The sequence below is a fragment of the Streptomyces misionensis genome, assembly GCF_900104815.1.
Lineage (GTDB): Bacteria > Actinomycetota > Actinomycetes > Streptomycetales > Streptomycetaceae > Streptomyces > Streptomyces misionensis.
In genome coordinates this window covers 3841442-3865087 of the sequence record NZ_FNTD01000004.1, presented here as the reverse complement: position 1 = coordinate 3865087, position 23646 = coordinate 3841442, and the positions used below count along the sequence as shown (strand labels likewise).

The 23646-nt window shown below is 70.3% G+C and carries 21 protein-coding genes and 1 tRNA gene; 12 read left to right on the top strand and 10 right to left on the bottom strand.

Annotated features, from left to right (window positions below):
* Position 1: 1 nt before the first annotated feature.
* The 3 genes from BLW85_RS19145 to BLW85_RS19135 form a co-directional block, all read right to left on the bottom strand.
* Complete coding sequence (locus BLW85_RS19145) at positions 2-205, bottom strand: cold-shock protein (RefSeq protein WP_070024256.1); 204 nt, start codon at positions 203-205, stop codon at positions 2-4.
* A gap of 457 nt (positions 206-662) precedes the next feature.
* Positions 663-2774, bottom strand: coding sequence for a protein kinase domain-containing protein (locus BLW85_RS19140; RefSeq protein WP_074992687.1), 2112 nt, complete (start codon positions 2772-2774; stop codon positions 663-665).
* 594 nt (positions 2775-3368) lie between these two features.
* Entirely contained in the window at positions 3369-4136 is a 768-nt protein-coding gene (locus BLW85_RS19135) for an SDR family oxidoreductase (protein WP_070024253.1), read from the bottom strand.
* A gap of 75 nt (positions 4137-4211) precedes the next feature.
* On the opposite strand from BLW85_RS19135, the gene BLW85_RS19130 reads away from it, so the two are divergent.
* Entirely contained in the window at positions 4212-4823 is a 612-nt protein-coding gene (locus BLW85_RS19130; RefSeq protein ID WP_074992686.1) for a TetR/AcrR family transcriptional regulator, read from the top strand.
* Positions 4824-5394: 571 nt separating this feature from the next.
* Here BLW85_RS19130 and BLW85_RS19120 read toward each other — a convergent pair.
* Positions 5395-5733: an ASCH domain-containing protein gene (locus tag BLW85_RS19120; RefSeq protein ID WP_074992684.1), complete on the bottom strand. Its 339-nt coding sequence runs from the start codon at positions 5731-5733 to the stop codon at positions 5395-5397.
* A 184-nt stretch (positions 5734-5917) separates the two neighbouring features.
* Positions 5918-5988: transfer RNA gene (locus BLW85_RS19115), tRNA-Gly, on the bottom strand.
* A 282-nt stretch (positions 5989-6270) separates the two neighbouring features.
* On the opposite strand from BLW85_RS19115, the gene BLW85_RS39440 reads away from it, so the two are divergent.
* The 3 genes from BLW85_RS39440 (at position 6271) to BLW85_RS19105 (ending at position 7619) form a co-directional block, all read left to right on the top strand.
* Positions 6271-6432, top strand: a complete 162-nt coding sequence (locus tag BLW85_RS39440) for a hypothetical protein (RefSeq protein WP_167381418.1) — start codon at positions 6271-6273, stop codon at positions 6430-6432.
* 100 nt (positions 6433-6532) lie between these two features.
* Positions 6533-7108 carry a dCTP deaminase gene (gene dcd, locus BLW85_RS19110; protein WP_070024243.1) on the top strand — a complete coding sequence of 192 codons (576 nt, stop codon included), beginning with the start codon at positions 6533-6535 and terminating at the stop codon, positions 7106-7108.
* Between the two features lie 13 nt (positions 7109-7121).
* Positions 7122-7619, top strand: a complete 498-nt coding sequence (locus BLW85_RS19105; protein ID WP_070024241.1) for a phosphoribosyltransferase — start codon at positions 7122-7124, stop codon at positions 7617-7619.
* 83 nt (positions 7620-7702) lie between these two features.
* On the opposite strand, the gene BLW85_RS19100 is transcribed toward BLW85_RS19105, so the two are convergent.
* Complete coding sequence (locus BLW85_RS19100; RefSeq protein WP_208624862.1) at positions 7703-8812, bottom strand: Yip1 family protein; 1110 nt, start codon at positions 8810-8812, stop codon at positions 7703-7705.
* Positions 8813-8866: 54 nt separating this feature from the next.
* Positions 8867-10348, bottom strand: a complete 1482-nt coding sequence (locus BLW85_RS19095; protein WP_074992682.1) for an FG-GAP and VCBS repeat-containing protein — start codon at positions 10346-10348, stop codon at positions 8867-8869.
* 255 nt (positions 10349-10603) lie between these two features.
* On the opposite strand from BLW85_RS19095, the gene BLW85_RS19090 reads away from it, so the two are divergent.
* Positions 10604-10927 carry an antibiotic biosynthesis monooxygenase family protein gene (locus BLW85_RS19090; protein ID WP_070024235.1) on the top strand — a complete coding sequence of 108 codons (324 nt, stop codon included), beginning with the start codon at positions 10604-10606 and terminating at the stop codon, positions 10925-10927.
* Between the two features lie 157 nt (positions 10928-11084).
* Here the strand turns inward: BLW85_RS19090 and BLW85_RS19085 are convergent, their stop codons facing one another.
* A complete protein-coding gene (locus BLW85_RS19085) occupies positions 11085-13367 on the bottom strand; it encodes a (Fe-S)-binding protein (RefSeq protein ID WP_074992681.1) in 2283 nt (760 codons plus the stop codon).
* Between the two features lie 219 nt (positions 13368-13586).
* On the opposite strand from BLW85_RS19085, the gene BLW85_RS19080 reads away from it, so the two are divergent.
* From BLW85_RS19080 to BLW85_RS19050, 7 genes are all read left to right on the top strand, one after another.
* Positions 13587-14618 (top strand): MraY family glycosyltransferase, encoded by a 1032-nt coding sequence (locus BLW85_RS19080; RefSeq protein ID WP_074992680.1) that lies wholly within the window; start codon positions 13587-13589, stop codon positions 14616-14618.
* Between the two features lie 94 nt (positions 14619-14712).
* A complete protein-coding gene (dnaK, locus tag BLW85_RS19075) occupies positions 14713-16548 on the top strand; it encodes a molecular chaperone DnaK (protein WP_074992679.1) in 1836 nt (611 codons plus the stop codon).
* The gene (gene grpE / locus BLW85_RS19070; protein WP_070024227.1) at positions 16545-17219 is read left to right on the top strand and encodes a nucleotide exchange factor GrpE; all 675 of its coding nucleotides are present in this window, start codon (positions 16545-16547) and stop codon (positions 17217-17219) included. The genes dnaK and grpE overlap by 4 nt, the downstream gene beginning before the upstream one ends.
* Positions 17220-17255: 36 nt before the next feature.
* A complete protein-coding gene (dnaJ, locus tag BLW85_RS19065; RefSeq protein WP_070024225.1) occupies positions 17256-18428 on the top strand; it encodes a molecular chaperone DnaJ in 1173 nt (390 codons plus the stop codon).
* A gap of 5 nt (positions 18429-18433) precedes the next feature.
* Positions 18434-18889 (top strand): heat shock protein transcriptional repressor HspR, encoded by a 456-nt coding sequence (locus BLW85_RS19060; protein WP_070024515.1) that lies wholly within the window; start codon positions 18434-18436, stop codon positions 18887-18889.
* A 292-nt stretch (positions 18890-19181) separates the two neighbouring features.
* Positions 19182-20288, top strand: a complete 1107-nt coding sequence (locus BLW85_RS19055; protein WP_074992678.1) for a sugar ABC transporter substrate-binding protein — start codon at positions 19182-19184, stop codon at positions 20286-20288.
* Between the two features lie 246 nt (positions 20289-20534).
* Positions 20535-21554 (top strand): helix-turn-helix transcriptional regulator, encoded by a 1020-nt coding sequence (locus tag BLW85_RS19050; RefSeq protein ID WP_070024221.1) that lies wholly within the window; start codon positions 20535-20537, stop codon positions 21552-21554.
* On the opposite strand, the gene BLW85_RS19045 is transcribed toward BLW85_RS19050, so the two are convergent.
* Together BLW85_RS19045 and BLW85_RS19040 are read right to left on the bottom strand one after the other, a co-directional pair.
* The gene (locus tag BLW85_RS19045) at positions 21549-22559 is read right to left on the bottom strand and encodes a helix-turn-helix transcriptional regulator (RefSeq protein WP_074992677.1); all 1011 of its coding nucleotides are present in this window, start codon (positions 22557-22559) and stop codon (positions 21549-21551) included. The two genes, BLW85_RS19050 and BLW85_RS19045, sit on opposite strands and share 6 nt — an antisense overlap.
* Before the next feature lie 4 nt (positions 22560-22563).
* Positions 22564-23574, bottom strand: coding sequence for a helix-turn-helix domain-containing protein (locus BLW85_RS19040; protein ID WP_071828468.1), 1011 nt, complete (start codon positions 23572-23574; stop codon positions 22564-22566).
* Positions 23575-23646 lie beyond the last annotated feature (72 nt).

Sequence of the window (23646 nt, the reverse complement as noted above, 5' to 3'; positions counted from 1 at the left end):
ATCAGGCGGGAACGATGTTCTCGGCCGTCGGGCCCTTCTGCCCCTGCGCGATGTCGAACGACACCTTCTGGCCTTCCAGCAGCTCACGGAAGCCGCTGGTGGCGATGTTGGAGTAGTGGGCGAAGACGTCGGCGCCGCCGCCGTCCTGCTCGATGAAGCCGAAGCCCTTTTCCGCGTTGAACCACTTCACGGTGCCAGTAGCCATTTTGTTTCTCCTTCGGAGGCGGTGTCAGGAACCCGCACTGTGCGAATCCTGTGTCGCCGTGATGATTACCCCGTCGGAAATGAACCTGCTGGCAACCACGACTGCAACTGGGATCGACAGTAGCACGGTGCGATCGGCCCTGCGCGGTCCGAAATTCCGATCCGCCCGACGGTCACGGAATACTTTCCGGGCCCCGCGTCTATATCTCATTTCGCGGATGCAGTTATTACTCTCCGTGTGGACCGATTTTCTGTCGCGCACGCCGCTCCCGGCTCCGTGACCTCCGTGAACGGGGAGTCGTGCCGCCGGCGGCGACAGCACGACGGCGACCGCGCGGAGACCCCCGTACGCGAGGAAGGTCACACTCCCCCGCGCTGACCGCGTCGCGCGGGCCCGACCGGTCCTCACCCACGACGCGCACGCCTCCCGGTCCGGCCGCGCCGCCCCGCTTACGGCGTCAGTTGGGTCCGCTCGGGCTCCGGGAGAAGGCCGTGTCGCCGGCCGTCGCCACGATCGCGTCCTTGACCAGCAGCACGCGCGGCGGATAGGCCTGCGTCTTGTCCCCGGGGTCGGCCAGCGCGGAGGTGCGCCAGATCTCCGCTCCGGTGCGGCTGTCGAGTGCCAGCAGACGGCCGAAGCGGTTGGAGAAATAGACCCGCTGGTACGTCGTCGACACGGCGGGCGCGGACAGACTCTCCATGTCCGTCGCCTTCTGCCACAGTCGCCTGCCGCTGTCCGCCGACACCGCGGTGACCGACCCGTCGGACCGGACGAAGTAGACGACGCCGTCGACGAGGGTGGCCGCGCCGGTCAGCGGATGCGCCAGTGGCATCCGGCGGACCCGCCCGGTTTCCGGGACCACGCGCAGCAGCGCGTTGTACGGCCGTTCGTACCCGGCTTCGTACACGTCCTTCGCGGTCTGGGGGGCGAGGAACAGGGGCTGCCCGCCGACCGCGCCGAGCGCTTCCGCCTTCTTGGGCAGCGTGGCGATCGCGGTCGCGTTGCCGGGTTCGAGCCTCATCAGCTCGACCGGGGCCTGGCCGGGCTCGGTGCCCTTCGAGCACAGGCCGTAGGGGACGCCTCCCAGCGCGGACGGAGTGCAGTACTCGGCCGGCGTCGGCGCCCGCCACAGCTCCCGGCCGGACGGCCCGTAGGCCACGAACGACGAGTAGTCAGGTGACAGGGTCAGCAGCCCGCCGTCGTAGAGGACCGCCTCCTCGGACTTGTTGATGTCGCGCTGCCACCGCCGGTGCCCGGTGGCCGCGTCCAGCGCCACCACGCGCCTGGTCGTGTCGTCCGGATCCTCGTACACATAGACCAGACCCCCGCGAACGCCGATCGGCTGCACCCCCTGAGGACGGGTGCCGGTCCGCCACAGGATGCGGCCGGAGGCCGCGTCGATCCGGGCGGCCGTGAAGCCCGTACCGCCGCAGAACAGGGCGCTTCGCTCGGTCACGCATCCAGGGTTGTCGTAGTCGAGCGGAACACCCTTCACGTCGTCCCGCAGCTGTGTGCGCCACGGCCGCCAGCCGTCGGGCAGCGACGCGGCACGGGTGCTTTCGGCGGCGGCGGTGGTGGTGTGCGCGTCGGACGCGAGGACACCCACCCCGACGACCAGCCCCGCAACGGCCAGCGCCGCGCCGAGGCCGGCGAGCAGCATCCGTGCCCGGCGCCGCCTGCCGGTTGCGTCACCTGCCGAGGCGGGGGCCGGGCCCGAAGAGGCGGGACGGCGCCGGGCGTTCGCGGTTTCGGCGGCGTCGGACTCCGGCAGCGCCTGGAGCATGCGGTGCAGCTCCGCCAGGTCCGGCCGCGCGGCCGGGTCCTTGTCCAGACAGCGTTCGACGATGCCCAGGAGCGCCCCGGGCACCCCGTCGAGGTCCGGGGTCCCGTACACCACCTGGTAGCCGGTTATGTACGGGCTGTCGGCGTCGAACGGCCCCGTGCCGACGGCCGCGAACACCAGCAGCGACCCCAGCGAGAACACGTCCGAGGCCGGGGTGACGTCTCGGGGAGCGGCCAGTTGTTCCGGCGACATGAAGGGCGGGGTGCCGATCATCCGCCCGGTCGCGGTGAGGTTCTGGTTGTCGGCGGCGCGCGAAATACCGAAGTCGATGACGCGCGGCCCGTCCTCGGTCATCAGCACGTTGCGCGGTTTGAGGTCCCGGTGCACCAGACCCGCCCGGTGGATGTCGCGCAGCGCCTCGGTGAGCCCGAGCCCCAGCGCGCGCAGTTCCCGCAGGCTCAACGGGCCGTCCCGCTCCACGACTTCGGCCAGGTTGAGCCCCGGCACGTAGAGCGTCGCCATCCACGGCCGTTCGGCGTCCGGGTCGGCGTCCACGACCGGCGCGGTGAAGGCACCGCTCACTCGGCGTGCCGCCGCGACCTCCTGCCGGAAGCGCGTCCGGAACTCCTCTTCCTGGGAGAGGGGCCCGTGCGCGAGCTTGACGGCGACCTGCCGCCCCGAGGCGGACACCCCCAGATAGACGACTCCCATGCCGCCCGCGCCGAGTCGGCCGAGAAGGGTGTACCCGCCGATGGCCTCCGGATCCCCGGTGCTCAGGGGCGTCATCGCCGATCGTCCTTCCGAGCGCCTGTCTGCCTGACGGGGATCAGCCTAGGGCCTGCGAGCGACGGGCCCCGCGCGGATCCGCCGGGAGCCTTCCGCTCCGCTCGAGTCCCGGTGCCGCCAGTGGATTCCGGTGACCGCCGCCCGCTCCGGCAGGAACCCGCGGAAGCGGTCACGACGAAAACGGGGACATCGGACGGCTTTTCTCCGGAGAGACGGGGGCCGGGTTCCGGCGATCACGGAGACGACGTCAGTGCTCGCGGCGGCCGCACTCGGCGGGACACAGGGCCGACCCCGGAAGGAACTCCGCAGACCCCGGCCTGAGTTGGACGCACGCGGCGCCCGAGGCGTCGACGGTCAACGCGTCGATCCGGACACCGGTTGCGGGACCTTCCAAGAGCCGGCTGTGCAGCTCGGCCTCGACCGGTGTCCCGAAGGGCGCGCCTTTGAGTTGGGTATCGCCGACCAGTCCACGGCGTTGACGGCGTCGAGTGACACGCGCGCATCGTGCCGGAGCGTGCGACGGGCACGGCCGGCGCGCCGGAAGCGAGCGCCGGCCGGGCGACGTCGTCGGAGTACAGGCAGAGGGGCTCCGGATCAGAGCTGCGAGCCGCCCGTGGCGTCGATGACCTGCCCCGTCACCCAGCGGGCGTCGTCCGAGGCCAGGAAAGCGACGACATCGGCCACGTCCTCCGGGCGGCCCACCCGGCCGAGTGCCGAGAGCTGCGCGGCGGACTGCTCGGCGGCCGCGTTGCCCCGGAGCCAGGAGGCGTTCATGTCGGTGTCGATGATGCCGGGTGCCACCGAGTTGACGGTGATGCCCCGATTGCCCAAGGCCTTGGCCAGGGTGAGGCTGAAGGTGTCGATGGCACCCTTGGTCATGCCGTAGGCGATGATGTCGATCAGGGCGATGCGCGTTGCCCCGGACGAGACGTTGATGATCCGGCCGCCGTCCCGAAGCCGCTCGAGCCCCTGCTGCACAAGGAAGAACGGGGCCCGCACATTGACGGCGAACACCTCGTCGAAGGCCGCGGGGGTGACCTCCTCGATGTGGCCGCGGGGCGTGATGCCGGCATTGTTCACGAGGATGTCGAGACCGGTTCCGTCGCCGTGCTCGGCGATCTGGCGGTCGAACTCGGCCCACAGGGCCTCCACGTCGCCAACCGCGCCCAGTTCGGCTCGTACGGCGAAGGCCGTGCCGCCCGCCGCGCGGATCGCCGCCACCACCTCGTCCGCGGCACTGGCGTTGCGCCCGTAGTGCACGGCCACGAGGGCGCCTTCCCTGCCGAGCCGCTCGGCGGTCGCACGCCCGATGCCGCGGCTGCCGCCCGTCACCAGAGCCGTCTTGCCCGTGAGTGAACCCATGACGTTCCAATCTGTAGCGGTCGCTATGGAAGACAGCCTAAGGCTATTCCGTAGCGATCGCTTTAAAATTCAGGCATGACAGTGACGAAGCGGGGACGACCGCGGGGTTTCGACCGCGAGGCGGCGCTCGCGCAGGCCACGCGGCTGTTCTGGGAGCACGGCTACGAGGGCACGTCCATCGCCGATCTCACCCGGGTGATGGGGGTCTCGCCGCCCAGCCTGTACGCGGCCTTCGGCGACAAGCGAGCCCTCTTCGCGGAGGTCGTCGACCGCTACGGCGACACCTTCGGGGCCTTCATGAGCAGGGCGCTGGACGAGGAGGGCGATGCCCGGGCGGGGTTCGACAGGATGCTGCGCGAGGCCGCGGTGTCGTACACCGACCCACTGCATCCGGCCGGTTGCCTGGTCATCACGGCGGCGACGAACTACTCGGCGCAGACGGCCGACGTCCAACGGGACCTGCGGGAGCGGAGGGCGGCGAACGTCCGCCGCTTCGAGGAGCGACTGACCGAGGCCGAGCAGGCCGGGGCGCTGCCCGAGGGCGTCGAACCCCGGGCCCTGGCCGTCTACTTCGCGGCCGTGATCCAGGGCATGTCCCAACAGGCACGGGACGGCGCGAGCGCGGCGGAGCTGGAGCGGGTGGCCGAGCTGGCGATGGCGGCGTGGCCGGTGCGAAGAGGAGCATGAGCACAGCCGCTCCCGCCACCCCGACCTGAGGGTTTCTCATGGAGCGGGTGGACGAGAACCGAACCCGCGGAAGCGACGGCGCTTGGAGAGCCGGATAGCTTCTGACCTGTGACACGGTCGCCCATTGTCGGCTGGCTGAGTTAAAGCCTACTGACCCGTCGCGGCGAGTGTTCCGGGAAGGGGTGTGCCGGGGCCTCTAGGTGTGCGTGCCTTGTCCCCTCGAAGTGTCAGTGGTGCGCGGTAAGTTCTCTTGGGGCACGTCACCACGTACGGGGAGGTGACTGATTGCGTCTCTTTACGGCCGGTCTTCCTTCGGCGGCAAGGTGTCGCAACGCGCCCGTCTAGCACGACTCAACGGGGTTACCAACGCGAGGTTGGCTCGCGCGGCGACGAAAAGACCCAAGGCGTAGCGCACTGAAGTCTCTGCGGCAGACGGGGACGGGTAAAGGCGGTCGAACGTTGCCGGGCCTGCCCGCCCGGGGCATGGTGGTCGGCGGTGCGGATGGTCTCCGCCCACCCTTCCGCGCCGGCCTCGGCGGGGAGCACGATGCCCGCGTTGGGACGGCCCTGCTCAATCGCCGGTCTGGGCGAGGTGGAGGGTGAAGACGCCGAAGGTTTCCTTCTCGGGCGGGTAGATGTCACGGAACGCGGCGACGAGCTGGTCGCGGGGCATGTCCGGGCCGCCTATCGCGGCCGGGCCCTCGGCGACGAGCATGGCCTGGAAGGACTCGTACTCGCTGACCTGGGTGACGCGTCGGGTGAGGGTGTCGTCGCCGCAGCTGATCCGCAGGGTGTCTCCCGCACTGATCTTGCGGATCTTGGGGTAGCCGATGCGGACCTCGATGGTCTTCATGCCGTCGGCGATCAGGTCGAAGTAGGGCTTGCGGATGTTCAGCGTGTGCTCGGCCACCGGTCCTCCTTTACGCTCCGGACGGTGTTGTGAGCAGGGCCGGGCGGGCGGCCGCGTCGGCGATGGCGAGCCGTTCGCGCAGTCCCGGCTAGCCGCCGCTTATGGTGCGGATGTGGTGCGCAGCCCGCCCACTGGCCCAGACAACAAAGAACCCCCGGGCCTCTGGCCTGGGGGTTTCTCACAGAGCGGGTGACGAGAATCGAACTCGCGCTCTCAGCTTGGGAAGCTGATGTTCTACCATTAAACTACACCCGCGTAAGTACGGACAAAGCCCCCGAGAGGGGTCCGTGTCCGACGCTCGCTCACTGTACCTCATCGCAGGCCCCCGGTGCTCGGACCCGGGGGCCTGAGTGGGTTTCAGGGTGGGGATCCGGCTGCGGTGGGCGGGAGTTGGGGCGTACGGTGGAGGCGTGGCGGAGGGTCCCGGAGGGGTCGGAGTGCCGCCTGGAGAGTCGTCTCTTTGATCCCGTAATGTGGCTTTTGTCGTCGGGTTGGTCAGCCCGATGAGGCTCTTGGGGAAGGGACTTAAGGGACTTGATGGAACGCACCGTCGTCCGCTGTGCGGACGGGCACGTCTTCAGCACCGCTTCGTTCCCGATGCAGCAGGCCGAGCGGCTCGGCCCCGGCCGGCTCATGAGGTGCCCCCGGTGTGCCCGGCTCCGCAGCGTCGTACCGGTCGCCCTGGAGAAGCAGGGGTAGCGGACAAGCGGACGGGACCGGCTGTAGTCGGCCCGTCACCACCGGCGCGCGGAGTCGTCACGATTGTCATGGCTCCGCGCGCCTTGCGTATCCTCGCTACGTGCTTCTCTCAGACAAGGACATCCGGGCCGAGATCGACGCCGGGCGGGTGCGCATCGATCCTTATGACGAAACCATGGTGCAGCCGTCGAGCATCGATGTCCGGCTGGACCGCTATTTCCGGGTGTTCGAGAATCACCGGTACCCGCACATCGACCCCTCGGTCGAGCAGCCCGACCTGACCCGGCTCGTGGAGCCGGACGGGGACGAGCCGTTCATCCTGCACCCCGGGGAGTTCGTGCTCGCCTCGACGTACGAGGTCATCTCGCTGCCCGACGATCTCGCCTCGCGGCTCGAGGGGAAGAGCTCGCTCGGCCGGCTCGGGCTCGTCACGCACTCCACCGCCGGGTTCATCGACCCGGGGTTCAGCGGACACGTCACCCTGGAGCTGTCCAACCTCGCCACCCTGCCCATCAAGCTCTGGCCCGGGATGAAGATCGGGCAGCTGTGCATGTTCCGGCTGTCCTCGCCCGCCGAGTTCCCGTACGGCAGTGAGCGGTACGGCTCGCGGTACCAGGGCCAGCGTGGGCCGACCGCCTCGCGGTCCTATGTCAATTTCCATCGGACCCAGGTGTGAGGGCATCCAGATCATGAGTGACGTGCGGGAGAACCTGTCCTACGACCAGTTCGGCGGCGCCGTCCGCGAGCTGGCGCAGACCATCGCGGACGACGGCTACCAGCCGGACATCGTGCTCAGCATCGCGCGCGGTGGTGTGTTCGTCGCGGGCGGCCTCGCCTACGCGCTGGACTGCAAGAACATCCACCTGGTGAACGTCGAGTTCTACACGGGCGTGGGCACCACCCTGGAGATGCCGGTCATGCTGGCGCCCGTGCCCAACGTGATCGACTTCTCCGACAAGAAGGTGCTGATCACCGACGACGTCGCCGACACCGGCAAGACGCTGAAGCTCGTCCGCGACTTCTGCCTCGACACCGTCGCCGAGGTCCGCTCCGCGGTGATCTATGAGAAGTCCCACTCCCTCGTGAAGTGCGAGTACGTCTGGAAGCGCACCGACGACTGGATCAACTTCCCGTGGAGCGTGGAGCCGCCCGTGGTGAAGCGCGACGGTCAGGTCCTCGACGCCTGAGGACGACCGGCCACCCGGACATGCGCAAGGGCCCCCGGCATCGAAGCCGGGGGCCCTTGCGCGTGCCAGGAGCCGCTTGGGGACTAGAACGTGCCCAGCTTGACGATCGACAGCAGCGCGATCAGCTGGATCGCCGACGCGCCCAGCGCCCTGGGCCAGGGCAGGTCGTGCGAGCGGGACACCATCAGGGTGAGCAGGGCGCCCGCGCCGAGCCAGGTGGCCCAGCCGAGTATCTGCACGAAGCCGGCGTCGCCGCCGAAGAACATGGCGAAGACCAGGCGGGGCGCGTCCGTGAGGGCCGTGATCAGCATGGACAGGCCCACCGTGGGCTGCCAGGCGCCGTCGCCGCCGAGCTGGCGGGCCAGGGTGTGGGTGACCACGCCCAGCACGAACAGGCCGAGCACCATCACGATCGCCGTGATCAGCACGATCGGCACCGCGTTGGACAACGTGGCCCCGATGGCCTCCTTGCGGGCGTTGTCGAAGCCGAACACGGCGAGCAGGCCGTACAGGAAGGTCACGATCAGGGCCGGGCCCCACATCGTGTAGTCGCGCATCCGCAGGAAGGTCTGGTGGGGGGCGAGGACGACGCCCTTCAGCAGTTCCTTCCAGTGCAGCGGCGGGCCCGTCGGCGCGGCGGGCGCGGCGGCGCCGGCCTGGTAGGTCGCGCCCTGGGTGTACGCGGCGGCCTCGTCGATCGAGAAGGCCTGGGTGTGGCCCGCGTTGTTGGCCGCGTACGGGTCCGGCGCGCCGTGGCCGTGGCCCGCGTAGCCGTCGTCGAAGTACTCCGGGCCGTCGTCCGCCTGGCCCTGGTAGCCGTACGGCGACCGGCCGCCCTGCTGCGGGTACGGCGCGTGTCCGTACGGCTGCGGCGGCTGCGGCGGCGACGGGTAGCCGTGCGGGGCGCCCGAGGGCCGTCCCGCGGGCTGCCCGTACGAGGGGCCCGCGCCCTGCCCGTACGGCTGGCCGTGCTGCCCCTGCTGCCCGTACGGCGACGGCGCCCGCCGCCCGCCCGACGGGCCGGGCCGGCCGTACGACGGGCCCTGCGGCGCCTGCTGTCCCTGGGGGGTGCGGTCGTCCTGGCCCCCACGTCCGATCCTGAATCCAGCCACGTCATCGAACGTACCTGGTCCCGGAGGGCCGCGTGCCGGGCCCGGGTGTCCGGGCCCGGCATTGCGGCCGACCTGTGACATCCCCTAAGGGGTGGTCGGCGGTATCCCCAGGGATCATTGGGGGTTTGGACCGAATCAGTCGGCGAAGACCGAGCCGAACTGGGGGATGCCGCTGGTCGAGACGCCCGCGGCGGACGCGGACACCGCGCGGGAGCCGGTCGCCGTGATCTTCGTGCCGGTCGAGGGCAGGTAGGTGACGGCGCCGTCGCCGCCGTTCTCGTACGAGCCGATCAGCAGGTCGGCCTTGCCGTCGCCGGTGACGTCGTCCAGCTTGACGTCGGTGCCGAACAGGTCGTTCTTCTCGTCGTCGCCGGGGACGCCCGGGGTGCTCTGGGCGAAGGACTGGGCGCCGGAGGAGGTGTTCACGCCGGACTTCGAGCCGTAGAGCACGGTGACCATGCCGGTGTTGCTCACGCCGGAGAGGTCCTCCTGCGGGGTGGTGACGACGAGGTCCTGGTAGCCGTCGCCGTTGATGTCGCCGAGGTCCAGTTCCCAGCCGAAGGCGTCGCCCTTCTCGGAGCTGCCGGGGACGTTTCCGGTGTTCTGGGTGATGGCGGTGGTGCCGGCCGGCCCGGCGGCGGACCCGTAGGTGACGCTGACCTTGCCGCCGTCGGCCGCGTCCGGTATCACCTTGCCGTCGCTGCCGGTGGCGTCCCAGTCGGCGCCGCTGACGATGTCGCCGTAGCCGTCTCCGTTGATGTCGCCGATGGCGGTGATGATGCCGGGCTTGAGCGTCTTGGCGGCCGAGGCGTTGAGGCCGCCGGCGGTGCCCGGCAGCCAGTAGTTGGTGTTCCAGCCGTTGCCGGTCTTCGTCTCGAAGCCGTCGACCACGAGGTCGGTGCGGTGGTCGCCGTTGACGTCGCCCGCGGTCAGGTTGATCGGGCCGTAGGGGCTGCCGCCGGAGCCCGACTGGACCGGCGCCTTGACGGTGGTGCGGCTGCCGGGCTTGCCGGCGGTGGTGAAGCCGCCCCGGTAGAGGTAGAGGGTGCTGGAGCTGCTGCTGACGACCAGGTCGGCCTTGCCGTCGCCGTCGAAGTCGCCGGCGGCCAGGCTCTTGCCCCAGTAGTCGTGGGAGCCGGGCGCCGGGTCGGGGACGTCGGAGGCCTTGCCGGTCAGACCGCTCTTGGAGCCCCACAGGATGGCGACGGCGCCGCCGTCGGTGTCGGTGCCGACCTTCTCGTCGGGGCTGCTCACGGCGAGGTCGTCGTAGCCGTCGTGGTTGAAGTCGGCGTAGGCGAGGTCGTTGCCGAACATGTCGCCGGCCTCCGCGGTGCCGGGGACGCCGCTGGTGTTCTGGGAGATGACCGTGCGCTTGGCGGCGGAGACGCCGGTCTTCGAGCCGTACAGGACGACGACCTGGCCGGCGTCCTTGTGGCCGTTGACGTAGGCGGTGGCGGCGGAGGTGGCGAGGTCGCCGATGCCGTCGCCGTTGAAGTCGGCCTTGGCGACCCTGGTGGAGTCGGCGGCCGTGGCGGGGGCGGAGGCGAAGGTGAGCAGACCGCCCGTCAGCGCGGCCGCGGTGGCCGTCGCGAGGGCGAGTCGGCGGTGCGTGTGCATGCGTTCTCCTGGCATGCGGGGGATGCCCGGTGGGCATCCGCGGTCGATGGGTGCGGACCGTCCGCGGCCCAGGGGCTCCCGCGGTTCGCGGAGCCCTGCTCCCGGGTGCGCGCGGGCGGTCGGCGTTCAGGAGACCCGCCGTGGTGCGCGAGGGTTGTGCGTGGACCGGGTAAGACACCGGTAAGTGTGTGAGGTGTGCGGCGAGTTACCGGGGCCCCTGCGGCGGAGCCGGGCGGGCAGGCGCAGGATGGTGTCATGAGCGTAGTGAAGATCAATGTGCTGACCGTGCCCGCCGAGCAGCGGGAGGTCCTGGAGAAGCGGTTCGCCTCGCGGGCCCACGCCGTGGAGAACTCCGACGGCTTCGAGTGGTTCGAGCTGCTGCGGCCGGTCGAGGGCACCGACCAGTACCTCGTCTACACCCGCTGGCGGGACGAGGAGTCCTTCCAGGCGTGGATGGAGGGCCCGATGAAGGCCGCGCACCAGGGCGGCGCGGAGGGCGACCGCCCGAAGCCGGCGGCTTCCGGCTCGACGCTGTGGTCCTTCGACGTGGTCCAGCAGGCGGCTCCGAAGCAGTCCTGACGACACGGGCGTGTCGGGGCGGGCGTGACGCGGGTCCGCCGGGCCTCGCGGCCCGCGCCGGCACGCCGCCCTCCCGGTACGTGACAACGCCCCCTGCCTGTGCGAAGCAGGGGGCGTTGTGGTTCCCGGAAGGGACCGGGAAGGGCCGTGGGGGCCGTTACTTCACCGGCTCCGGCTCCGGCGCCGTCTCGGACTCCGTGGCGTCCGTCGGGTCGGCCGGGGTCTTCACCGAGTCCAGCAGGAGCTGGGCGACGTCGACGACCTGGATGGACTCCTTGGCCTTGCCGTCGTTCTTCTTGCCGTTCACGGAGTCGGTGAGCATGACGAGGCAGAACGGGCAGGCGGTGGAGACGATGTCCGGGTTGAGGGACAGCGCCTCGTCCACGCGCTCGTTGTTGATGCGCTTGCCGATGCGCTCTTCCATCCACATCCGCGCGCCGCCGGCGCCGCAGCAGAAGCCGCGCTCCTTGTGGCGGTGCATCTCCTCGTTGCGCAGGCCCGGGACCTTGCCGATGATCTCGCGCGGAGGCGTGTAGATCTTGTTGTGGCGGCCCAGGTAGCACGGGTCGTGGTAGGTGATGATGCCCTCGACCGGGGTGACCGGGATCAGCTTGCCCTCGTCCACCAGGTGCTGGAGCAGCTGGGTGTGGTGGATGACCTCGTAGTCGCCGCCGAGCTGCGGGTACTCGTTGCCGAGCGTGTTGAGGCAGTGCGGGCAGGTGGCGACGATCTTCTTCGCCGACTTCGGCTTCCTGGACTCCGCGGTGACCTTGCCGTCGTCGTCCAGCTCCTCGCCGAACGCCGTGTTCAGGGCCATCACGTTCTCCATGCCGAGCTCCTGGAACAGGGGCTCGTTGCCCAGGCGGCGGGCGGAGTCACCGGTGCACTTCTCGTCGCCGCCCATGATCGCGAACTTGACGCCCGCGATGTGCAGCAGCTCGGCGAAGGCCTTGGTGGTCTTCTTGGCGCGGTCTTCCAGGGCGCCGGCGCAGCCGACCCAGTACAGGTACTCGACCTCGGTGAGGTCCTCGATGTCCTTGCCGACGACCGGGACCTCGAAGTCGACCTCCTTGGTCCACTCCAGGCGCTGCTTCTTGGCCAGGCCCCAGGGGTTGCCCTTCTTCTCCAGGTTCTTGAGCATCGTGCCCGCCTCGGACGGGAACGCCGACTCGATCATGACCTGGTAGCGGCGCATGTCGACGATGTGGTCGACGTGCTCGATGTCGACCGGGCACTGCTCGACGCAGGCGCCGCAGGTGGTGCAGGACCACAGCACGTCCGGGTCGATGACGCCGTTCTCCTCGGCGGTGCCGATCAGCGGGCGCTCGGCCTCGGCCAGGGCGGCGGCCGGGACGTCCTTCAGCTGCTCCTCGGAGGCCTTCTCCTCGCCCTCCATGGTCTTGCCGCCGCCGGCCAGCAGGTACGGCGCCTTGGCGTGCGCGTGGTCGCGCAGCGACATGATCAGCAGCTTCGGGGAGAGCGGCTTGCCGGTGTTCCAGGCGGGGCACTGCGACTGGCAGCGGCCGCACTCGGTGCAGGTGGAGAAGTCCAGCAGGCCCTTCCAGGAGAACTGCTCGACCTGGGAGACGCCGAAGACGTCGTCCTCGCCGGGGTCGGTGAAGTCGATCGGCTTGCCGCCCGAGGTCATCGGGAGCAGCGCGCCGAGCGAGGTCTCGCCGTCGGCGTTGCGCTTGAACCAGATGTTCGGGAAGGCGAGGAAGCGGTGCCAGGCCACGCCCATGTCGGTCTTCAGGGCGACCGTGATCATCCAGATGAAGGAGGTCGCGATCTTCAGGCCGGCGAAGAAGTAGGTGAGGTTCTGGAGCGTGCCGACGCTCATGCCCTTCAGCCAGGCGACGACCGGGTACGAGATGAAGAAGGAGGCCTCGTAGCCGTCGACGTGGTGCTGGGCGCCCTCCAGGGCGTGCAGCATGAAGATGCAGATGCCGACGATCAGGATGACGGCCTCGACGAAGTACGCCTGGCCGAAGTTGGAGCCGGCGAAGCGGGACTTGCGGCCCGGCTTGTCCGGCTTGCTCAGCTGGCGGATGGCGATCAGCACCAGGATGCCGAGCGTCGTCATCGTGCCGAGGAATTCGACGAAGACGTTGTACGGCGCCCAGTCGCCGATGACCGGCAGGAGCCAGTCCGCCTTGAAGAGTTGCCCGATCGCGTTGACGATCGTCAGCAGCAGGGAGAAGAAGCCCACCGCCACGAACCAGTGCGCCACGCCCACGACGCCCCAGCGGTTCATCCGGGTGTGGCCGAGGAACTCCTTGGCCACGGTGATGGTGCGCTGTCCGGGTTCGTTGGTCCTGGTCCCGGCCGGTACCGGCTGGCCGAGACGCATGAAGTTGTAGATCTGGAGGAGGGCGCGGCCGAACAGTGCCACGCCGACCACGATCAGGACCAGCGACACGATGATCGCGGCGAGTTGCATTGGGGCTCCTGAGGGCGGCCTCGAATTAACCGAGCAACATTACTAAGCGGTAACTTATGTAGTCCTCTGAGACTACCCCTATCTTCCGTCGCGATGCAGGGGAGCGCGGGGTGATATGGGTCGCTGAGGGGTCGCCCATCGTGTCCCGCCGATCACCCCTCGGGCAATCTGATCGTGTTATTCATCCCGAATTGCTACTTTCACCCCTACCTTAGAGCCGTGCTCTACGGGATCGCCGCGGCCACCGCCGCCCTGCTGCTCACCGCCGTACTGGCGGCACTGCTCCGGGTGCCCGCGCTGCGGGCGGGGGTCGTCGACCGGCGCTGCCGGCGTCCCCTCCCGCTGCTCGGCGGCCTCGCCGTCGTCGTCGTCACCTGCCTGGTCGCCTGGACGGGTGAGTGGACCCGGGTCGCCCCCCTGGGTGACGGGGTGGGCAGGCTCCTGCTGGCCGCCGCCGGGGTCGCCGCGCTCGGGCTGGTCGCCGACGTCTGGCGGCTGCGCGGCCGGGTGGTCGTCGCCGGTACGGCGGTGGCGGCGGCCTGCGTGGTGCCGTACGACGAGACCGGGGTGGCCGGGGGCGCGCTCGCCGTCGGCTGGATCGTCGTCGCCTCCCTCGTCTTCCGGGGGCTCGACCACGCCGACGGGCTGGCCGGGACGGTCGGCGTGGTCACGGCCTTCGGCGCCGGGGCCTGTGCCGCCATCGAGGTGATGGACGGCCTCGCCGTGGTGCTCAGCGTGTTCGCCGCCGCCCTCACCGGCTTCCTGATGCACAACTGGCACCCCGCGCGGATCGGCCTCGGCGCCTGCGGCTCGCTGTTCTCCGGATTCCTGCTGTCCGCCTCGGTTGTCTTCACGCGCGCGGGGTACGCGATCGGGCCGAGCGCGGCGGTGGCGTTCTGCCTGGTCGCCGTCGCCGTCGCGGACGCCGCCCTGGTGGTGCTCGTACGGCTGCTCGGCCGGCGCCCCGTGCTGCGGCGCGGGCCGGACCATCTCGCGCACCGGCTGCGGCGGCTCGGGCTCACCCCGCCCGGGGCGGTGGTGCTGCTCGGGTTCTGCTCCTTCGTCACGGTGGTCGCGGGAGTGCTCGTGCACATGGGGTGGGTGGGGGAGAAGCCCGCCCTGTGGGTGGCGGGAGGGGCCGTCCTCCTGGTGCTCGTGCTGCTCAGGGTGCCGGTTCGCATCCCTGTCCAGCAGCCCCGCCGTATGGCGTCGACGCAGGTCAGAAGCCAGTTGCGTGTAAGGAACGGATAAGACTTGAGCCTGGTTGACTCAGGTCTGTTGACCCAGAGGGCCCGCTCGTGCACACTTGAGCCTGTTCCACTCAAGTCAGCTGGAGGAATCAACCATGGCACGTGCGGTCGGCATCGACCTGGGCACGACTAACTCCGTCGTCAGCGTTCTGGAAGGCGGCGAGCCCACCGTCATCACCAACGCCGAGGGCGCCAGGACCACGCCGTCCGTCGTCGCCTTCGCGAAGAACGGCGAGGTGCTCGTCGGTGAGGTCGCCAAGCGGCAGGCCGTCACCAACGTGGACCGGACCATCCGGTCCGTGAAGCGCCACATGGGCACCGACTGGAAGATCGCGCTGGACGGGAAGGACTTCAACCCGCAGCAGATCTCCGCCTTCATCCTGCAGAAGCTGAAGCGGGACGCCGAGGCCTACCTGGGCGAGAAGGTGACCGACGCGGTCATCACCGTCCCGGCGTACTTCAACGACTCCGAGCGCCAGGCGACCAAGGAGGCCGGCGAGATCGCCGGCCTGAACGTGCTGCGCATCGTCAACGAGCCGACCGCCGCCGCGCTGGCCTACGGCCTCGACAAGGACGACCAGACCATCCTCGTCTTCGACCTCGGCGGCGGCACCTTCGACGTGTCCCTGCTGGAGATCGGCGACGGCGTCGTCGAGGTGAAGGCCACCAACGGCGACAACCACCTCGGTGGTGACGACTGGGACCAGCGCGTCGTCGACTACCTGGTCAAGCAGTTCCAGTCCGGCCACGGCGTGGACCTGTCCAAGGACAAGATGGCCCTCCAGCGCCTCCGCGAGGCCGCCGAGAAGGCCAAGATCGAGCTGTCCTCCTCCACCGAGACCTCGATCAACCTGCCCTACATCACGGCGTCCGCCGAGGGCCCGCTGCACCTGGACGAGAAGCTCACCCGCGCCCAGTTCCAGCAGCTGACGGCCGACCTGCTGGAGCGCTGCAAGACGCCGTTCCACAACGTCATCAAGGACGCCGGCATCTCCATCAACGACATCGACCACGTCGTGCTCGTCGGTGGCTCCACCCGTATGCCCGCCGTGGCCGAGCTCGTCAAGGAGCTGACCGGCGGCAAGGAGGCCAACAAGGGCGTCAACCCGGACGAGGTCGTCGCCATCGGCGCCTCGCTCCAGGCCGGTGTCCTCAAGGGCGAGGTCAAGGACGTCCTGCTGCTCGACGTCACCCCGCTGTCCCTCGGCATCGAGACCAAGGGCGGCATCATGACCAAGCTGATCGAGCGCAACACCACGATCCCGACCAAGCGCTCCGAGATCTTCACCACGGCCGAGGACAACCAGCCGTCCGTGCAGATCCAGGTCTACCAGGGCGAGCGCGAGATCGCGGCCTACAACAAGAAGCTCGGCATGTTCGAGCTGACCGGTCTGCCGCCGGCGCCGCGCGGCGTCCCGCAGATCGAGGTCTCCTTCGACATCGACGCCAACGGCATCATGCACGTCACGGCGAAGGACCTCGGCACCGGCAAGGAGCAGAAGATGACCGTCACCGGCGGCTCCTCGCTGCCGAAGGACGAGGTCGACCGCATGCGCGAGGAGGCCGAGCGCTACGCGGAGGAGGACCACAAGCGCCGCGAGGCCGCCGAGACCCGCAACCAGGGCGAGCAGCTCGTCTACCAGACCGAGAAGTTCCTCAAGGACAACGAGGACAAGGTCCCCGGCGAGGTCAAGACCGAGGTGGAGTCCGCCGTCGCCGAGCTGAAGGAGAAGCTCAAGGGCGAGGACACCGCCGAGATCCGCACCGCCACCGAGAAGGTCGCGGCCGTGTCGCAGAAGCTGGGCCAGGCCATGTACGCCGACGCCCAGGCCGCGCAGGGTGCCGCCGCCGGTGCCGGTGAGGCCAAGGCCGACGACGACGTCGTCGACGCCGAGATCGTGGACGACGAGCGCAAGGACGGTGCCGCGTGACGGAGGAGACCCCGGGCTTCGAGGAGAAGCCCGACGTCCCCTCCGGCGCCACCCCTGACGACGCCGAGCCGAAGGCCGCCCCCGAGGAGGGGGCGGCCCCGGCCGGGGACGCGAACGCAGACGCCGGTCTGGTCGCCCAGCTGGACCAGGTGCGCACCGCGCTCAACGAGCGCACCGCGGACCTCCAGCGCCTCCAGGCCGAGTACCAGAACTACCGCCGCCGGGTCGAGCGGGACCGGGCCACGGTCAAGGAGATCGCCGTCGCGAACCTCCTGTCCGAGCTGCTGCCCGTGCTCGACGACATCGGCCGCGCGCGGGAACACGGCGAACTGGTCGGCGGCTTCAAGTCGGTGGCCGAGTCGACGGAGACCGTGGCGGCCAAGCTGGGCCTCCAGCAGTTCGGCAAGGAGGGCGAGCCCTTCGACCCGACCATCCACGAGGCCCTGATGCACAGCTACGCGCCGGACGTCACCGAGACGACCTGCGTGGCGATCCTGCAGCCCGGGTATCGCATCGGCGAGCGCACCATCCGCCCCGCGCGGGTGGCCGTGGCCGAGCCGCAGCCGGGCGCGCAGGGCGCGAAGCCGGAGAAGGCGGGCAAGGCCGAGGGCGCCGAGGAGAAGTCCGAGGCGGCCGACGACAAGGAGAACGGTGGCCCGGAGGAGGGCTGACGTAATCACTTCAGACGGGAAGGAGGGACGTCGGGGATGAGCACCAAGGACTTCATCGAGAAGGACTACTACAAGGTCCTCGGCGTCCCCAAGGACGCCACCGAGGCCGAGATCAAGAAGGCGTACCGGAAGCTCGCCCGCGAGTTCCACCCGGACGCCAACAAGGGCAACGCCAAGGCCGAGGAGCGCTTCAAGGAGATCTCCGAGGCGAACGACATCCTCGGCGACCCCAAGAAGCGCAAGGAGTACGACGAGGCACGCGCCCTGTTCGGCAACGGCGGGTTCCGCCCCGGGCCGGGCGCCGGCGGCTCCTTCAACTTCGACCTGGGCGACCTCTTCGGCGGTGCCGGAGGCGCCCAGGGCGGCGGCTTCGGCGGCGGACTCGGTGACGTCTTCGGGGGCCTGTTCAACCGGGGCGGGGCCGGCGGGGCGACCCGTACCCAGCCGCGCCGCGGCCAGGACGTGGACACCGAGGTCACCCTCAGCTTCACGGAGGCGATCGAGGGGGCCACGGTGCCGCTGCGGATGACCTCCCAGCAGCCCTGCAAGGCCTGCTCCGGCACCGGCGACAAGAACGGCACACCGCGCGTGTGCCCGACCTGCGTCGGCACCGGCCAGGTCGCCCGGGGCTCGGGCGGCGGATTCTCGCTGACCGACCCCTGCCCCGACTGCAAGGGGCGCGGCCTGATCGCGGAGAACCCCTGCCCGGACTGCAAGGGCAGCGGCCGTGCCAAGTCCTCGCGCACCATGCAGGTCCGCATCCCGGCGGGCGTCACCGACGGGCAGCGGATCCGGCTGCGCGGCAAGGGCGCGCCCGGCGAGCGGGGCGGCCCGGCGGGCGACCTGTACGTCACCGTGCACGTGGGCGAGCACCCGGTGTTCGGCCGCAAGGGCGACAACCTCACGGTGACCGTCCCGGTCACCTTCGCCGAGGCGGCCCTCGGCGGCGAGGTGCGGGTGCCGACCCTCGGTGGCCCGGCGGTCACCCTGAAACTGCCGCCCGGCACGCCGAACGGCCGCACCATGCGGGCGCGCGGCAAGGGCGCGGTCCGCAAGGACGGCACCCGCGGCGACCTCCTGGTCACCGTCGAGGTGAGTGTCCCGGGCGATCTGTCGGGGAAGGCTCGTGACGCACTGGAGGCGTATCGCGAGGCGACCGCGGGCGAGGACCCGCGGGCGGAGCTGTTCGAGGCCGCGAAGGGAGCTTGAGAGTGATGGACGGCCGTCGGCGCAACCCGTATGAACTGACCGAGGAGACCCCGGTCTACGTCATCTCGGTGGCGGCCCAGCTCTCCGGACTCCACCCGCAGACGCTGCGCCAGTACGACCGGCTCGGCCTGGTCTCCCCGGACCGCACCGCGGGCCGGGGCCGGCGCTACTCGGCCCGCGACATCGAACTGCTCCGCCAGGTGCAGCAGTTGTCGCAGGACGAGGGCATCAACCTGGCCGGAATCAAGCGCATCATCGAACTGGAGAACCAGGTCGCCGCGCTCCAGTCCCGCGTGGCGGAACTGGAGGCGGCCCTGGACGGCGCGGCGGCCGCCATGCGCCAGCGCGAGGCCGCCGTGCACGCCTCCTACCGCCGGGACCTGGTCCCCTATCAGGAGGTCCAGCAGACCAGCGCGCTGGTCGTCTGGCGGCCCAAGAGGCAGCAACAGCAGGGCGACTGACCGCCGCGGGCGGTACGGCGCGCGGGGCCCGCGGACACATCCGTCCACGGGCCCCTCGCCGTGGCCGCACGACCCGTTCTTTGCCGCCTCGTGAACTCCCCTTGGGTGGAGGGTCCGTAAAGGGTGTTTGGAGAGGTTTCCGCATTGCCTTCACGGGATCGACGGCGTGTGGTGTTGCGCAGTCGTTAAGTAAGTCTCCTTGACGACGGCTGTCGGGTCCGCGTTGTCTTTTCAGACACCTGGGTCGTATAGCAGCACCCACGTCCGGAACGCACCTGAAGTGAGCCCCTGTATGCGCCGTATCGCCCTGTCCGTGGCCCTGACCACGGTGACCTTCTCACTGGCCGGATGCGGCGTGCTGAACGCGACCGGGGACAGCGCGAGCGCCGGCCCGACCAAGGGCAACGACCTGACGGTGGGCCTGCTGCTGCCGGAGAAGGCCAACACGCGTTACGACAAGTTCGACTACCCCATCATCAAGAGCAAGGTCGCCGACCTCACCGGGAAGCGGGGCAAGGTCGAGTACGCCAACGCGGACGCGGACGCGGGCCGGCAGGCGACCCAGATGCGGAAGATGATCGACGACAAGGTCGACGTCATCCTGCTGGACGCCGTCGACTCGCACGCGATCGCCGGCGAGGTGAAGAAGGCCCAGGACGCGGGCATCCCGGTCATCGCCTACGACCGCCTCGCCGAGGGCCCGATCGCCGCGTACGTCTCCTTCGACAACGAACTCGTCGGCGAGGTCCAGGGCCGCTCGCTGCTGGAGGCGCTCGGCTCCAAGGCCGGCAGCGCCGCCAAGATCGTCATGATGAACGGCTCGCCCACCGACCCGAACGCCCGTCAGTTCAAGGAGGGCGCGCTCTCCGAGCTGAACGGCAAGGTGACCATCGCCGCCAGCTACGACACCGAGGGCTGGAAGCCGGAGAACGCGCAGGCCAACATGGCGAAGGCGATCAGCCAGATCGGCGCCGCCAACATCGCGGCCGTCTACTCCGCCAACGACGGCATGGCGGGCGGCGTCATCAAGGCGCTGAAGGCGGCGGGCGTCACCAGCCTGCCCCCGATCACCGGTCAGGACGCCGACCTCGACGCCGTGCAGCGGGTGGTGGCCGGCGAGCAGTACATGAGCGTCTACAAGTCCTACCCGGACGAGGCCGAGGCCGCGGCGCAGATGGCCGTCGCCAAGGTCCAGGGCAAGGACATCCAGTTCGACGCGCTGACCCAGGACCGCGTCAACAGCCCCACCACCAAGAACATCCCGTCCAAGCTGGTCCAGGTGAGCGCCCTGACCAGGAAGAACATCAACGACACGGTCATCGCGGACGGCATCTACTCCGTCGGCGACATCTGCACCGCCAAGTACAAGGCCGAGTGCGGCGCGATCGGCCTGAAGTGACGCCGAGGTGACCGGGGCCGTACCGCGCCACCCCCGTGAGCGCGGTACGGCCCGGTCAACGATGCCCCGGCCCGACGGGCGCCACCACCGTCATCTTGTTGCAATGCGAGGGGCGGAGCCTGGGAGATACCCGGACACAGCAGTGGTTAACGACCGCCGCGCCGTGGGGAGCCGTGTTGCGGAGCGGGTCGGCGCCACGCATAGTTGCGCTGCGGAAGAGGCAGCACACCGGGGGTGGAATGCGCGATGGCCGGGCGGAGGGCGGAGCAGCATCCTCACGGTGCCGACCGGCTGTGCGAGGCCGGGGACCGCGTGTACTCGCGGGCCGTGCGCCGCGGCCGGGTGCCGCGCACCGACGCCGAAGCGGTGCCCTGTCTGCTGGAACTCGCCCTGCTGCACCCCGACCCCGACGACATGGACTGGCTGGTGCCCACCTCCCCGCAGGAGGTGATGACCCGGCTGCTGCGCGGGGTCTACGACGAGGTGAGCGAGAGTCAGCGCCGGGTGGGCTCGGCGGTGGCCGCCGCCGAGTGGTACGCCGGTCTGGGGCGGCTGGACGCGCTCGCGGCGCCGGCCGGCGGCAGCGCCGTACGGGTGCTGGACGGACTGGCCCGGATCCAGGCCGCGATGGACGAGGCGACCCAGGCGTGCACCACCGAGGTGCTGACCGTGCAGCCGGGCGGCATCCGCCGGGAGGACGAGCTGACCGAGGGGCTGCACCGGGCGCTGGCGCTGCGCGGCCGGGGCGTGCGCATGCGCGACCTGTACACGCATGTGGCCCGGCACGGCCAGGGCCTGCTCAACTACCTGGAGCTGATGGGGGACGCGGTCGAGGCCCGCACCCTGGACGAGGTCATCGACCGGCTCATCCTCTTCGACCGCACGGTGGCCTTCATACCGGCCAACACCGAGCGCACCATGGCCCTGGAGGTGCGCCAGCCGGCGCTGGTGGAGTACCTGGTGACCGTCTTCGAGCGGCTGTGGCGCCTCGCCATCCCGCTCACTGCGCCGCTGCCGGACACCGGCATCGAGGGGATCTCGCACCGGGAGCAGTCCATCGCGGCGCTGCTCGCCGAGGGGCACCAGGACGCGGTGATCGCCGAGCGCCTCGGCATCAGCGTGCGCACCTGCCGCGCGCACATCGCGCGCCTCTCGGAGACGCTGGGCGCGGCGAGCCGTACCCAGCTCGGGGTGCGCATCGCGCAGGCGGGGCTGGACGGCAGCGGCCGGGGCCTGCCGGCGCCCGCGCGGGACGCCTCGCTATGACGGCCGGGCCTCGTCCGTGCCGCGCAGGATCTCCGACCGGCCGATGAGGTAGCCGAGTTGGGCGCGGCTGACGCTGCCGAGGGCGGCGGACAGCTTGGCGATGTGCAGGCGTACGGTGCGTACGTTCATGCCCAGCCGGTCGGCTATGGCGGCGTCGGTGTGGCCCTCCACCAGGAGGGCGGCGATGGCCCGCTGGCGCGGGGTGGCGCCGTCCGCGGAGGGGCGCGCCGGGAGCCGCGGGTGCAGCGGCGTGGCCAGGTGCCAGAGCCGGTCGAACACCGTCGCCAGGTACTGCACGATGGCCGGCTGGCGCACCTCCAGGGCCATGGCGCGGTCCCGGCTCGCCGGGATGAAGGCCACCGCCCGGTCGAGCACGAGCAGGCGCTCGGTGACCTCGTTCAGGGTGCGGGCCTGCACATCGCCGCGCAGTCGCTCGTAGCGGGCCTGGACGCTGGGGGCGTGGCGCATCGTGTGCTGGTAGAGGGTGCGGATCCGGCCGCCGCGGTCGAGCAGCGCCTGGTCGCGGTCGAAGGCGAGGGCGTGTAGTTCGGGGGGCGTGCGGGTGTGGGTGACGTGCGGCTGGATGGCGAGGAACTCCTCGCCGGCCTCGGCCATCGCCCGGCTGATGGCCTGGTTGATCCGGTCGATGCCGCTGTGCACCCGGACCACCGCGGGGCCGTCGGCCCCGGTGCCGGGCAGGTCCCGGGCCAGTCGCAGCAGTGGTTCGAGGCTCTGGGCGACACGGGCCTCACGGCGGCGTTCGGCGGCCACCCGCTCGGCGGAGGCGTGCAGCAGCTCCCGCAGCGCCACCGCGGCCGCCACGGGCTCCAGCAGGCTGGTGTCGGCGGCGGTCGGCTGGAGCAGGCCCAACCGCAGCAGACAGGGCGCCGCTTCGGCCTCGGCGGCACCGATCCGGCCCTCGCGCACGGCGTGTTCGTACAGCGCGCGGCCCTGTGCGCACAGTTCCTCGACGCCGTGTTCCGGGTGCGGCGCGCTCGTGGTCATCGGCTCACAGGTCCCGGTCCAGCATTCCGGACTGGGCGATCAGGAAGCCGAGTTGGGCCCGGCTGCCGCTGCCCAGGGCCTGCGCCAGCTTGGCGATGTGGGCGCGGCAGGTGCGTACGTTCATCCCGAGCCGGCGCGCGATGGCCTCGTCCACATGGCCCTCGACCAGGAGTTTGGCGATGGAGTGCTGGACCTCGGTGATGCCGTCGGGCGCGGTCTCGTAGGGGGTGCCGGCGGTCAGCGGGACGGCGCGGTTCCACATGAACTCGAAGACCTTGATGAGGTACCGGATGAGTCCGGGGTTGCGCAGCTCCAGGGCCACCTGCTGGTCGTCGCGGGTGGGGATGAAGGCGACGGACTCGTCGCAGATGATGAGCCGTTCGACCAGCTCGTCGATGGTGCGGTACTCCACCTTGCCGCTGGCGAGCTGGGAGACGTAGCCGATCTGCTTGAGGTTGTAGCGGACCGTGTGCTGGTAGAGGGTGCGGATGTGCACGCCCCGCTCCACCAGGGCGGTGTCCCGCTCCAGGCCCTGGCGTACGTTGCGTTCGGTGAAGTGGTTGCTCGGCTGCACGGTGAGCACCGAGGAACGGCATTCGGTGGTGGCCAGGTCGAGCGCGGCGTTGATGCGGTCGTTGCCCTCCAGGACGGTGATCGAGTCGGTCGCCGAGGCCGTCTGGGTGCTCAGCGCGAGGAACGGCTCGAAGACGTCGGAGAGTTCGACGGCCCACCGCCTGCGGTCGGCGATCTCCCGCTCCAGGGGGGACAGCCGCTGGGCCAGGGCCACGGCCGGCGGCACGGGGCGCAGCCAGTCGGGGTCGTCCGGGTCGGGATGGAGCAGGGCGAACTCCATCAGGCACGGGGCCGCCGCCACGTCGGCACGCGAGACACGCCCGGCGCGCAGCGCGTTGGCGTAAAGTCGGCCCCCTTCGTCGCACAGCTCGGTGACCGCATGGGGATGTGCGGCGTTGTTCCGATTTGGTGTCAAATCTCCACCCCCCAGGGTCCTGAACATGCAGGAACATGATGCACTGATTGTGTGGTCATGATGTGCCTGAATGAGCCATCGTCTTATCCGACGGGGGAA